This is a genomic window from Shinella sp. (genome assembly GCF_035998705.1).
Taxonomy (GTDB): Bacteria; Pseudomonadota; Alphaproteobacteria; order Rhizobiales; family Rhizobiaceae; genus Shinella.
The window spans coordinates 233,742-246,177 of record NZ_DASYHH010000012.1 but is presented as its reverse complement, the minus strand read 5'-3'; the positions used below and the strand labels follow the sequence as shown (position 1 = coordinate 246,177).

The 12,436-nt window shown below is 59.8% G+C and carries 12 protein-coding genes; 5 read left to right on the top strand and 7 right to left on the bottom strand.

Annotated elements, in window-relative coordinates:
• Window positions 1-73: 73 nt before the first annotated feature.
• Both VGN93_RS10945 and VGN93_RS10940 read left to right on the top strand, forming a co-directional pair.
• Entirely contained in the window at window positions 74-841 is a 768-nt protein-coding gene (locus VGN93_RS10945; RefSeq protein WP_327507536.1) for an SDR family oxidoreductase, read from the top strand.
• A gap of 177 nt (window positions 842-1,018) precedes the next feature.
• Entirely contained in the window at window positions 1,019-1,963 is a 945-nt protein-coding gene (locus VGN93_RS10940) for a dihydrodipicolinate synthase family protein (protein WP_327507535.1), read from the top strand.
• 140 nt (window positions 1,964-2,103) lie between these two features.
• Here VGN93_RS10940 and VGN93_RS10935 read toward each other — a convergent pair whose 3' ends face one another.
• Window positions 2,104-2,916: an IclR family transcriptional regulator domain-containing protein gene (locus VGN93_RS10935; RefSeq protein WP_319316912.1), complete on the bottom strand. Its 813-nt coding sequence runs from the start codon at window positions 2,914-2,916 to the stop codon at window positions 2,104-2,106.
• A 135-nt stretch (window positions 2,917-3,051) separates the two neighbouring features.
• The gene (locus VGN93_RS10930) at window positions 3,052-4,182 is read right to left on the bottom strand and encodes an NADH:flavin oxidoreductase/NADH oxidase (protein WP_327507534.1); all 1,131 of its coding nucleotides are present in this window, start codon (window positions 4,180-4,182) and stop codon (window positions 3,052-3,054) included.
• A 121-nt stretch (window positions 4,183-4,303) separates the two neighbouring features.
• On the opposite strand from VGN93_RS10930, the gene VGN93_RS10925 reads away from it, so the two are divergent.
• The gene (locus VGN93_RS10925) at window positions 4,304-5,443 is read left to right on the top strand and encodes an FAD-binding oxidoreductase (RefSeq protein ID WP_327507533.1); all 1,140 of its coding nucleotides are present in this window, start codon (window positions 4,304-4,306) and stop codon (window positions 5,441-5,443) included.
• A gap of 86 nt (window positions 5,444-5,529) precedes the next feature.
• On the opposite strand, the gene VGN93_RS10920 is transcribed toward VGN93_RS10925, so the two are convergent.
• From VGN93_RS10920 to VGN93_RS10900, 5 genes are all read right to left on the bottom strand, one after another.
• Window positions 5,530-6,267, bottom strand: coding sequence for an amino acid ABC transporter ATP-binding protein (locus tag VGN93_RS10920; RefSeq protein WP_319316902.1), 738 nt, complete (start codon window positions 6,265-6,267; stop codon window positions 5,530-5,532).
• Window positions 6,254-6,934, bottom strand: a complete 681-nt coding sequence (locus tag VGN93_RS10915; RefSeq protein ID WP_319316899.1) for an amino acid ABC transporter permease — start codon at window positions 6,932-6,934, stop codon at window positions 6,254-6,256. The genes VGN93_RS10920 and VGN93_RS10915 overlap by 14 nt, the downstream gene beginning before the upstream one ends.
• On the bottom strand, window positions 6,934-7,608 hold the full coding sequence (locus VGN93_RS10910) for an amino acid ABC transporter permease (protein ID WP_319316897.1): 675 nt from the start codon (window positions 7,606-7,608) through the stop codon (window positions 6,934-6,936). The genes VGN93_RS10915 and VGN93_RS10910 overlap by 1 nt, the downstream gene beginning before the upstream one ends.
• 94 nt (window positions 7,609-7,702) lie before the next feature.
• Entirely contained in the window at window positions 7,703-8,512 is an 810-nt protein-coding gene (locus VGN93_RS10905) for a transporter substrate-binding domain-containing protein (protein ID WP_319316894.1), read from the bottom strand.
• Window positions 8,513-8,678: 166 nt separating this feature from the next.
• Window positions 8,679-9,434 (bottom strand): SDR family NAD(P)-dependent oxidoreductase, encoded by a 756-nt coding sequence (locus VGN93_RS10900; protein ID WP_327507532.1) that lies wholly within the window; start codon window positions 9,432-9,434, stop codon window positions 8,679-8,681.
• A 140-nt stretch (window positions 9,435-9,574) separates the two neighbouring features.
• Here VGN93_RS10900 and VGN93_RS10895 point away from each other — a divergent pair, with 140 nt between their 5' ends.
• Both VGN93_RS10895 and VGN93_RS10890 read left to right on the top strand, forming a co-directional pair.
• Window positions 9,575-11,296 (top strand): FAD-dependent oxidoreductase, encoded by a 1,722-nt coding sequence (locus tag VGN93_RS10895; protein WP_327507531.1) that lies wholly within the window; start codon window positions 9,575-9,577, stop codon window positions 11,294-11,296.
• Window positions 11,293-12,432 carry an FAD-binding oxidoreductase gene (locus VGN93_RS10890; RefSeq protein ID WP_327507530.1) on the top strand — a complete coding sequence of 380 codons (1,140 nt, stop codon included), beginning with the start codon at window positions 11,293-11,295 and terminating at the stop codon, window positions 12,430-12,432. Before VGN93_RS10895 ends, VGN93_RS10890 begins: the two co-directional genes overlap by 4 nt.
• Window positions 12,433-12,436: the final 4 nt, after the last annotated feature.

Sequence of the window (12,436 nt, the reverse complement as noted above, 5' to 3'; positions counted from 1 at the left end):
GCAACAGAAAATGCTTGAAATTCGCACAAATGTTCGGCTAGTGAGCGATGCGTATTGAAGAGGATGGCGATCGATGTTTTCTCTGACCGGAAAGACGGTGCTTTTGACGGGTGCGTCGAAAGGAATTGGTGCCGAAACCGCAAAGATGTTGCTGGGGATGGGTGCCAATCTGATCGCGCACTACGGTGGCGATCGCGCGGGCGTCGAAGCTGTCCTCGCCGGGGTCGATCCCGCGCGCGCACTGGCCTTGCAGGCCGATTTCTCGAAGCCGGAAGATGTCCGGCAACTATGGGAGCAGGCCGTTGCCTGGAAGGGCCGCGTCGATGTTCTTGTCAACAACGCCGCCATTTTCCTCAATGCCGGCGGCATCGAAGAGGACGAGGCTGAGTGGGACGAGGTCTGGGACAAGACCATGCAGGTCAACGTGCGCGCGCCGGCTGATCTCATGCGCAACGCCGTGCATCACTACAAGACCAACGGCGGCGGCATTATCGTGACCGTTGTCAGCTGGAATGCACAGCGCGGCTCATCCAGCCCGAAAACCATCGCCTATGCGGCATCGAAAGGCGCGATCAAGGCTGCGACGCAGACGATTGCCCGCACCTATGCCGATCAGAACATCCTGGCCTTCATCATCGCGCCGGGTGTTGTGAAGACGCGCATGTCGGAGGAATCGGCACTGGTTCTCGGCGGCGTAGAGAAGCTGACGGCGGACCTGGCGATGAAGGAATGGGTGCCGCCGGAGGAAATCGGCTCGCTGATCGGCTTCCTCGCCACCGGCGCCTGCCGCCACATGACGGGCGGCACCATCGATGTCAACGGTGCCACATATGTGCGCTGAGCGGTCTGATGGTCGGGAGAATGGCGAGCGATCGTTTTCCTATGATTAGTTTGAGAGCCGATGTTGACATTGTGCGCCATATGAACAAATGTTCGATTAATGCATCGCATATCCCGTTCGCGTTCGACATCCAAGCGGACGTTCCGCGAAAGGCATTGAAATGAGGAGAGAAGTCGCATGGGCATTGAGTTCAGGGGGAGCTATACAGTTACCGTTACTCCCTTCACGCCGGGTGGAGAGAAAATCGACTACGAGGCCCTGAAGCGGTTTCTGGATTGGCAGATCGAATGCGGCGTTCCGGGCGTCATCATTCTGGGAACAACAGGCGAATTCCTGACGCTGACGGATGACGAGCGCAACGACTATGTCGAAGCGACGGTAAAACACGTCAATGGCCGCATGCATGTCCTGGTGGGGGCGATGAACGCCTATACGCCGCGTGCCGCCGCCTATGCGAAGATGGCTGAAGATCTCGGGGCCGACGGCCTGATGATCCTGCCGCCTTATTATTATACCCCCACCGAGGAGGAGATTTTCGGTTACTACAAGGCGATCTGTGCAGCCACCAAGCTGCCGATCATGCTCTACAACAACCCGTTCACGTCGAATGTTGATATGTCCGCCAAGCTTGTGGCGCGGCTGACGGGGGCTTTCGAGCAGGTTCAGTATATTAAGGAAGCCTCGACCGATGTTGGCCGGGTTTTCGACGTCATCAAGGAATCGAACGGCGGCATGAAGGTGTTCGCCGGCGAGCGGATCGTCGAGTCCTTCCTGCTCGGCGCCATCGGTTATGTCGACCCGTTCGGCAACTATATTCCGCGCGCCACGCAGAAGCTCTGGAACCTCCTGGAAGCCGGTCGGATCGAAGATGCCAAGAAGATCCAGCGGCATATCACCAAGATCGAGCACACAATCGCCGAGGGTCATCCGACCTATGGCCACCAGTGCTATTCCAAGGCGTTGGCCGCTCTTGCCGGCTATCCTGTCGGCGACGTGCGTGCGCCTCTGACCACTTTTGCCTCGCTCGGTGAGGAAGGCAAGGAGCGGCTCGCCGTTCTTGCCGGTGTGATGAAGGAACTCGATCAGCTGCTGGTCGACCTCGACAAGAACGCGGCAGCCTAAGTATCAGTGCGTAAGCTCCCAGTGAAAATGAGCGCCCAAGGCGCTCATTTTCATATCTGGACCATGGTATTGCTGATTTAGAGTTGTCAGGGAAAAGTGGGAACCGGTTTTCCCGAAAAGACAAACGAAAACAAAAGACCCTAGTGCGGCAGTGAGAGCGTAATGCGGCTGGAACTGTCGAGCAGGGCTGGCAGGACCTTCTGCGTCATCTCTTCCAGCGTATAGCGCGGGCTCGGGCAACAGACGTTGAGTGCCGCAATAACGTGGCCGGCACGATCGGCGATCGGCACCGAAATCGAGCGCAGGCCAATCTCATATTCCTGATCGACGATCGAATAGCCCTTGGTGCGCGCATCGCGGATGGCACTTCGTAGCTTCAGCTTCGATGTGACCGTGTTTTCGGTGATCTGTTCGAGCTTGATGCTCTCCAGAATCGCATCGAGTTCCTCGGCTTTAAGGCTGCCGAGCAGAACGCGACCGGAGGACATGCAATGGGCCGGCGCACGGCTGCCGAGCTCGATCGAGACATTGATCATACGGCGTGATTTCGCTGCCGCGATGTAGACGGTGGAATCGCCGTCGAGAAGCACACAGAAGCAGCTTTCCTGCAACTTTTCAGCCAGGTCGTTGAGAACAGGCTGAACGGTTTCCGGCAGGCTCATGGACGCCAATGCAGAGAAGCCCAACTCCAGGATCTTTGGATTGAGCCCGAAATACTTGCCGTCGAACTCGGCATAACCTTCACGCACCAGTGTCAACAGGAAGCGCCTTGCGGCGGCGCGGTTCATGTCGGCCTGTTCCGCGACTTCGCTCAAGGTCATTCGCGGCTTGGAACGGGTGAAAGTCCGGATGACATCCAGTCCACGTGCGAAGGATGTGACGTAGTCGCGTGCATTTTCGTCTTCGAGAGGTGTTTCCTCGGCCTGCTTTTTAGCTTTTGTTGCAGTTGCCATTTTTTCTCGCCTGGTCGGTGGTAAGAGAGTCGAATTATCCAGCTATGGCATGTGTTGCAAGCAGAGGCGATAGATTTCGCACTTTTGTACACGCCGAACTGCCAGTCTTCGCCAATAATGAGGTTTTATGATACCTTATTGACGCTTAAAGGCTGACAAGACCTGCTCGCGTCGTGTCAGGTAGAATGCAAATTGCGCCGGCAAGACCTGCTCCGGCGACGGCAGTTTCAAGGCCTGTGCGGCCCGATATGCAAAAGCCGGATCCGCCAGAAGTTCGCGGCCCAGCGCCACCAGATCGGCACTTCCGTGAGCAATCACGTTCTCCGCCTGGGCTCCATCGACGATGAGACCGACCGCCATGGTGGCGATGTCCGCTTCGCGGCGAATTTGCGCCGCAAAGGGCACCTGATGTCCCGGATGCTGGGGGATGTTCGCCCGCGCGATCGGGCCATTGATACCGCCGCTCGAGGCGTCGATGACGTCGATGCCGGATTGCTTCAGCGCTGCCGAAAGCTGGACGGTATCGCCAATGCCCAGTCCCTGCGGATCGTGATCGACAGCCGAAACACGCCAGAAAAGCGGCATCGTCGAAGGGATGGCCGTCCGCACCGCTGCCGCCACCTCCAGCGCAAATCGCATGCGCTTCTCGGCCGTGCCGCCGTAACCGTCATTGCGCATGTTGGCGAGCGGCGAGAGAAAGCTGTGGAGGAGATAGCCATGCGCGCCATGGACCTCGACGAAGTCGAAGCCTGCCTCCACGGCACGTCTTGCAGCCGCCGCGAAACTCTCAACGATCTCCGCAATCTCCTCGGCTGAAAGCGCGTGTGGTGTGGGCCAGGTCAATGTATGCGCGATCGGGCTCGGCCCCACGGTGCGCCATGCCGCCTCGGGCGCCGATGCCGAGAGCGGGCCCGCGCCGTCCCAGGGCGCCGCCGAGCTTGCCTTGCGCCCAGCATGGGCCAGTTGGATGCCGACGGGAATGCCGTGGCTGCGATAGAGCTTGGTAATCCTAGCCAGGCCCTCGATCTGCCCACCGTGCCAAAGGCCGAGGCAGCCAGGCGTAATGCGGCCCTCCTTCGTCACGCCGGTCGCCTCGACGATCGCGCCGCCGACGCCGCTCAAAGCAAAGCGTGAATGATGCGCGAGATGCCAGTCCTTTACCTCTCCCTCGACAGCCGCATACTGGCACATAGGCGACAGGACGATACGATTCGGGAAGGTCACCGAGCGGATCGTGAACGGCGTAAAAAGCTTGGAAACGGTCACCTGCAAATCCTGATATCTGTTTTTGGCGCTTGGCACATTGATTTTAAGAGTGCGATATGCGAACAAAAGTTATCATAGTGAACTTTCGATACCAAGACCTTTGCGGGCGCCAGACGAATAAATGACAGCAGATGTTATTGTGATTGGTGGCGGGCTGGCAGGTTGCGCCACGGCCTATTATCTCGCGGCTGACGGCGTGGATGTCACGCTCCTTGAGCGTTTCGATCTCAACACCCTGGCGTCGGGCTCCAATGCCGGCAGTCTGCATGCACAGATCCCGCACGATCCTTTCGTGCGGCTCGGCGAGACCTGGGCCGCGAGTTACGCATCGACGGTGGGACTTCTGGCAAAATCGATCGAGATATGGCGCGGGCTGGGCGACGAGCTTGGCGCGGATCTCGAGGTCAAGCTGCGCGGCGGCCTTCTTGTGGCCCGTACGCCCTATGATATGCGCGCCATCGAGCGCAAGGCGCGCTACGAGCGGGAGCAGGGGCTCGAAATCCAGCTCTTCGACCGCGCCGATATTGCGCGCGAGGCGCCCTACGTCTCGGAGGAGATGATCGGCGGCGCCTTCTGCCCCGACGAAGGCAAGGCCAATCCCTTTGCCGCGGCACCTGCTTTTGCGCGGGTCGCTCGCCAGCGTGGCGTTCGCATCGAGCGGCAGACCGCGGTGCTGGGCATCGAGCGCACGAACCAGGGCTATGATGTCGCAACCAGCAAAGGCAAATTTTCGGCGCGCCGGGTCGTCAATGCGGCAGGTTCCGATGCCGGCAGAATTGCCGAAATGCTTGGCATCGATCTTGCCGATGTTCAGGGCTTTCCGATTCAGGTCAGCGCCACCGAGAAGGTCGGGCCGCTTATTCCGCATCTCCTCTATTGCGCCAGTGACAAGTTGACGCTGAAGCAGAACCAGGTTGGCTCGCTGCTGATCGGCGGCGGCTGGGAGGCCAATATCGGGCCTCACGGCACACCTGTCGCAAATCCTGAGTCATTGAGCAAAAACATGGGTGTGGCGCTCTCCGTCGTGCCGGCTCTGCGCGATATCAAGGTTCTGCGGACCTGGGCGGCCATCGTCAACGGGACTGAAGACTGGAAGCCGATTCTGGGCGAAATCAGGAAATCGCCGGGCTTCTTCGTCAACTTCTTTCCCTGGATGGGCTTCACTGCCGGGCCGATCGCCGCTCGCATCGTCGCCAATCTGGTGCAGGGTAAACCGGCACCGTTCGATATCGACCTGACGCCGTTTCTACCGAAGACCTGACACGCGTTTCCAGCGCTTGCGCCATCTGGAGATTGCGGAAGCACTGCGAAAGGAACACCGCGTCGCGGTTCTCCTCAAATTGTCGTTCAATGCCGCAGGATCTTGCTGACGAACTCCGTCGTGCGCGGCTGCTTGGGCGTCTCGAAAATTTCTGCCGGCGTGCCGACTTCGACGATCTGCCCCTTGTCCATCATGACAACGCGCGAAGAAACTTTGCGCACGAAACCCATTTCGTGGGAGACGATCAGCATGGTGATGCCTTCATTCGCCAGCTGGCCGACAGTATCCAGCACTTCGTTGACGAGTTCGGGGTCGAGTGCCGCCGTGACCTCGTCCAGGAGCAGGATTTCCGGCTTGAGCGCCAGCGCCCGGGCAATCGCCACGCGCTGCTGCTGGCCGCCGGAGAGCTGGTCGGGATAGGCTTTCAGCTTCGCAGACAGGCCGACCCGGTCGAGGATCGCGCGGGCTTCGCTATCGACATCCGCTTTCGGGCGCTTCTTGATTTCGACAGGCGCAATCATGACGTTGCGCAACACATCCATGTTCTGGAAGAGATTATACTGCTGGAAAACGATGGCCATGCGGTCGCGGATTGAGCGCAGGCTGGATCGCGACCCGTAATTCACCGACTGTCCGTCGATCGTCACATTGCCTTCGGCTGGCTTCAGCAAGCCCATCAGCACGCGCAGCAAAGTGCTTTTGCCGGAACCTGAAGAGCCGATGAGGCTGACGACCTCACCCTTTTCGATCGACAGGTTGATGTTTTCCAAAACCTTGTATGTGCCGTAGGAGGCCGACAGGTTTTTGACTTCAAGAAGTGGCAAAACGTTTCTCCATATAGGCACCCAGCCGCGCGAGCGGATATGACATGATAAAGTAGCCGAGTAGAATGGCACCGTAGACGAGGAAGGGCGAAAAGCCGCGATTCATCAGGCTCTTGCCTGTGAAGGTGAGCTCGATCACGCCCATCTGGGAGGCGAGCGAGGTGTCCTTGATGAACATCACCATGAAGGCGAAGGCCGGTGGGATGATGACTTTCCAGGACTGCGGCAGGATTACCCGCAACTGCGTGCGCCAGAAGCCGAAATTGAGGGTTTCCGCAGCTTCGACCTGCTGTTGCGGCACGGATTCCATGCCGGCGCGGATGATCTCGGAAAGGAAGGCTGTCGACAGCATGCAGATCGAGATGACCGCGATCGTGAATAACGAGATATCCCGGCTGATCACCTGAATGGCAAACATGATGATGAAGAGCGTAACGAGAAACGGGATGCGCCGGAAGATTTCGACATAGACCGTGACAAGAATCCGGAAGGGCAAAAGCGACGTGGCCTTGGTCGAGCGGACGGCGGCAATCACGAAGCCGAAGACGAACCCCACCACGCAGCCGAGCACCGTCAGCAGCAGAGTTATGCCCATGCCCTTCAAAAGGAAGATCATGTTGTAATAGGTGAAGAAACGCGGCGCCTGCGCCAAGATCTGATCGAACATCAGAAGATCCTCGCCGTCACGCGGAATGCCCAGCGACCCAGCAGGGCAAGCGCTGCCGAAGCAATGATGGTCAAGAGGATATAGATAACAGCCACCACGGAGAAGGTTTCAATCGTACGCATGTTGCTCGTGGAGATATTGATGGCGCGGCCGGTCAGTTCTTCGACGCCGAAAATCGCCGCCATTGAGCTGCCGAGCACGAGCCAGATGAAGAAATTACTAAGTGGGGCAAACAGCGTCTTGGCGATGTGCGGCAGGATCACGTAGCGCAGGGTCTGCAGATGCGACATGCCGAGAACTTCGGCCGTTTCCAGTTCCGTCTTGCGCACCGAAAGCATGCCGCCGCGCAGGATTTCCGTCAGGTAGGCTCCGGTATTGACCGTAAGGCCGATGATGACGGCGGTGAAGGGATCAAGCACGACGCCGATATCAGGCAGTGCGTAGAACAGGAAGAAGATTTGCACCAGGACCGGTGTATTGGTGAAAAACGTGACATAGGCGCCGACGACACCGCGCAGGATCTTGCCGCCGCGCAATTTCGCCAGCGCGCCCGCAAGACCAATGACCGCGCCGAGCCAGAAGGAAATGAACGCGACTTGAAGGGTCACCAGCGCCCCGTCGATCAGATAGGGCAGGTGCTGGAGAACAACGCTATATTGGAATGTGTAGTTCAAACGTCTCGGTCCCTTGTCTGAGGATCGGCATCCGCATCGGGATTGTTCGGAAACGACCCGGAGAAAATATCTCCGAGTCGCCGCCACGTGACAATCAGAAGAACGGGTTCGGAACGACCGGCTTCAGCATAGGAGAACCATACCACTTGACCCAGGTGGTGTTGATGTATTCGTTGGAATGGAGGTCGAAGAGGAGCGTGTTGAGGAAGGCGCGCAGGCCTTCATTGCCCTTGGAAACGCCGATGCAATCGTAGTTGGTGAAGATCGTGTCGTTCAGCGTCTTCCACTTCACATCGGGATAGTTCTTGGTGAAGGACATGAAGAAGTCGACGTTTTCGACCAGCGCGTCGGCGCGGCCCTGGGCGATGGCGCGAACGGTATCGGCGTTGCTTTCAACCAGCAGCACCTTGGACTTCGGCAGCTTGTCCTTGAGGAAGTCGACCGACCAGTTGCCGCGCATGTTGACGAGCGTCACCATGTCGGTGTCGAGATCCGTCCACTTGGTGGCGGCGACCTTGTCGGTCGTCAGCACGGCCATGGATTCGGTGTGAAGCGGCACGGTGAAGTCGATCAGCTTGGCGCGTTCGGCGCTGCGGGTCAGGGCGCCGAGCGAAATGTCGATCTGGTCGGCCACGAGGAAGGGCACGCGCTGGGCGGTCTCGGTCGGGACGAACTCGGCCTTGACGCCGAGTGCTTCCGCGATCTTGTTGCCGACGTCGATGTCGAAGCCTTGGAACTCGTTTGTATCGCCATAGGAACTCATCGGCGGGAAGTTCGGATTGACGCCGACCTTGATCGTTCCGGACTGTATGATCTGGTCGAGCGAGCGGGCTTCAGCGGCGGAGAGGGTAAGCGCGGCGCTTACCACCGCAATCGACGCAAGTGACAGCAATTTACCAAGCATGAAAGACCTCCAGTTCCGGACGACGCCGGTGCGGTTGTTCCTGATTATTATGGGCTGGAACGCACGGCGCTCCTTTAAGCCTGTGTTAAGCTGACAATTGCGCGCTCACTCGTCAACCGAAAAAGTACGTGATGCGAACTTTTGTCCGAAAATGGAAAATCCTTCTTCAGGCCATTCCGGCATCGACGCGAAGCAACTGGCCGGTAATGCCGCTTGCGGCTTCGCTGGCAAGGAAGGCCACTGTATTCGCTACCTCCTCTGCCGTCGCCAGCCTGCCGAGTGCTGTCTGTGCCTCCAGTGCGGCGATTGCGTCCTTTTCAGACGGGCCGGATTGCGCCCTCGTTCTGATACGGCCGACCAAAGCTTCGGTGGCGATCGGTCCTGGTGCAATACCGTTGACGCGGATGCCGTGGCGGCCGAGATCGAGCGCGGTTGCGCGCAGGATGCCGAGCACTGCATGCTTGCTGGCGGTGTAGACCAGTTGCCTCGGATGAGCGACGACGGAATTGATGGATCCGGTAACGACGACGGAGCCTCTTGTCTCCGAAAGCGGTGCAACCGCGTGCTTTATCGTAGCAAGCACGCCGCGCGCGTTGATCGCCATTACCTCGTCCCACTGGCCGAGATCGAGATCCTTCGTCTCCGACCAAGGCGGTACGACGCCGGCATTGGCAATGACGATATCCAGCCTTCCGAACCGCGCGATCGTCTGTTCGATCGCTGCCTTTACCGAGGCCTCATCCTTCACGTCGCCGGTGATCACGATGAAACTGGCCGGCAGTTTTGCCGGCTCTGAGGGCAATTCGCGGTCAACCGCCGCGCCCTTGGTGCCGTGGCTTGCCAGGCATCCAATGATGGCTGCGCCCAGTCCCCGCGATCCACCGGTGACCAGCGCGATCTTGCTATCGAGAAAAAACGACATTCAAACTCTCCGGCCTTTGGCAGGGTCTTGCGAACGAGATCCGCGCGTGTAGAATACGTACAGAAGTTCGCAGAGAGAACATATTGTGTGCGGTCGCGCAACTCCGCATCAGTATAAATTCTTTCGAACGGGCCAAGGCCTTGGGCGGCGAGATGCGGGCTGAGATTGGAAATGTGATGACGGAAAAGACCGAAACGATCGAGTTCGACGGACGCATAATCGAGGCGAGGCATGGCGAAAGCCTGGCGGCATGTCTGACCGCCGCCGGGGTGAAAACTTTCCGCACGACGGCACAGGATCGCGAGCGCGGCATGTTCTGCGGCATGGGCGTCTGCCAGGATTGCCTGGTCGAAATCGATGGTCAGCCGAATGAGCGCGCCTGCATGACCAAGGTCACCGGCCGGCTGAAAGTTCGCTCCGAGGCTCATGCGCGACCTCTGCCGCCGGCGTCAGGCTATCGCCCGCCGGTCACGATCGACGATATCCATGTCGAGTCGCCTGACGTGCTCGTCATCGGCGCCGGGCCAGGCGGCCTTTCTGCTGCAATTGCGGCGCGCCGGGCAGGCGCGGCGGTCGTGGTGGTTGACGAACGTTCGCAGCCGGGCGGCCAGTATTTCAAGCAGCCTGACGTCGAAGGCGCGGGCATTGCACCGCCCGATGCGCAGCATAGCAAAGGCGCAAAGCTGATCGCCGAAGCGCGCTCGCTGGGAGTCTTGATCAGGAGCGGCGTGACTGTCTGGGGCGCTTTCGCGCCGCTGGAATTTGCCACCTCTTCCAAGGCAGGAACGGTTCGCTATCGCCCAAGGACGGCGATCGTCGCAACCGGTGCCTATGAGCGCGGCTGGCCCGTGCCTGGCTGGACGCTTCCGGGCGTCATGACGACAGGTGCCGCGCAGACGCTGTGGCGCACGGCAAGGCGCAGTCCTGGGAAGAGAGTGCTGATTGCCGGAAATGGTCCGCTCAATCTGCAGCTCGCTGCCGAATTGATCGATGCCGGCTCCGAGGTCATTGCCGTGGTCGAGGCGGCGGCAAAGCCGGGGCTCGCCAGTCTCGGCACCGCCTTGTCCATGCTCTCGGCTTCGCCCTCGCTGATCCGAAGCGGCATAAACTATCATCTCAAGCGCATGCGCGCGGGCTCGCCGATCATCTACAGCGAAGTCGTGCGCAAGGTCGAGAAGAGCGGCGCCGGTCTGCGCGTGACCTGTGGCGCGGCGGATGGCAGCGGCCATGCACGAGTTTTCGAAGTCGATGCGCTATGCCTGGGTTATGGCTTCGAGCCGGCCAACGAATTGTTGAGGGGCCTTGGCTGTCAGCATGATTTCGATGCCGAGCGCCGCCAGCTGGTAACGCGCCGCGACGTATCGGGATCGACGAGCGTCGCAGGCCTCTACGCCCTTGGCGATTGCACCGGCCTCGGCGGCGCGGGTGCTGCCTTGGCGGAAGGCATGCTTGTCGGCGCTGCGGCAGCGGAAAGCCTCGGCAAGCCTGCGCAGAACCTTGCAGCATCGCGGGCGGACCTTGCCAGGCATCGGCGGTTCCAGAGGGCACTCTGGCAGCTCTATGCCTTTGACGGTTACCACGCTTCGCTTGCAGATCGTGAAACATTGATCTGCCGCTGCGAAGAGGTGAGTTTCGGCCAGATCGAGGATGCGCTTGCCGACGATCTGGCGATGATCGGCGCGGTCAAACGACAGACGCGGGTCGGCATGGGAAGATGCCAGGGCCGTTATTGCGGGCCTGTGCTTGATACGCTCATGGGTGCAAAACTCGGCTACACCAGAGACGATTATTCCGGCTTTGCTCCGCGCGTACCGATACGGCCCGTCAGGATCGAAGACCTTGCCGGCGGTGGCCAGGCGTGACGCGGAACGATATCGATGTCATCGTGGTCGGCGGTGGCGTGGTGGGCAACTGCGTCGCGGGTTTCCTGGCTGAAGCCGGCAAGGGCGTCATGCTGATCGATGAAGGGAAAGGTGGTGGCTCGACGGCCAATGCCGGCAGCCTTCATGTCCAGATGCAGAGCCGTTTCATGCAGCTCTACCCGCAGAACGTGCCGGGCATGCAGCGGCAATTGCCGCTCTATCCGAAAGCCGTTCGTTTCTGGCAAGCCTTGGAGAAGAAACTCGGTGCGGATTTCGAAATCAAGAAAAACGGCGGGCTCATGGTCGCTGAGACCGAGGAGCAGCTGGCATTTCTGCATACCAAAGCGGCGCAGGAGCGGTTGCTGGGGCTTGAAGTCGATATCCTCGACCGTGCCGATCTCGATCGTATGGCACCCTATCTCGGTCCTGCCGTGATCGGCGCGGAGATATGCTTCGACGAGGGAAAGCTCAACCCGCTTCAATGCAACGCCGCCATCCACCGCTGGCTGATATCGCTTGGCGTCGTCCTGCGGGAGGGAGAGGCGGTCAAGACGCTGAAACGCGAGGCCTCCGGCTTCCGCGTTGAGACCGCCAGGGGCGCCGTTTTTCGGTCAGGCATGCTCGTTCTCGCTACAGCCGCCGGCACGGCGCCGCTCGCCGGCCAGCTGGGCATCCATATCCCGGCGCGCGCCGAGCCCCTGCATATGAATATCACCGAGGCGACCGCACCGATGATCGGCCATCTGGTGCAGCATGCCGACCGTATGATCACGCTGAAGCAGTTTGCGACCGGCCAGATCGTCATCGGCGGTGGCTGGCCTGCCGACATTGTCGGTGACCGCAACCATCCGACAGTGCGGCTCGACAGTCTCATCGCCAATGCCACGCTCGCGCGCCACATCGCGCCGCAGATCGCCCCCCTGCGGATCATCCGCACGTGGGCCGGCGTCAACACATCGGTTGACGGCAAAGGCGTGCTAGGCCCCGTATCATCCGTCGAGGGATTGCATTTCGCCATTCCAGGCGATGCCGGCTATACGCTTGGGCCACTCTCGGCTGATATGGTTGCGAATATGGTGCTTGGCCGCGATCCGGGCGAGGATATGACCGACTACACGCCGATGCGCTTTGCGTGAGCCT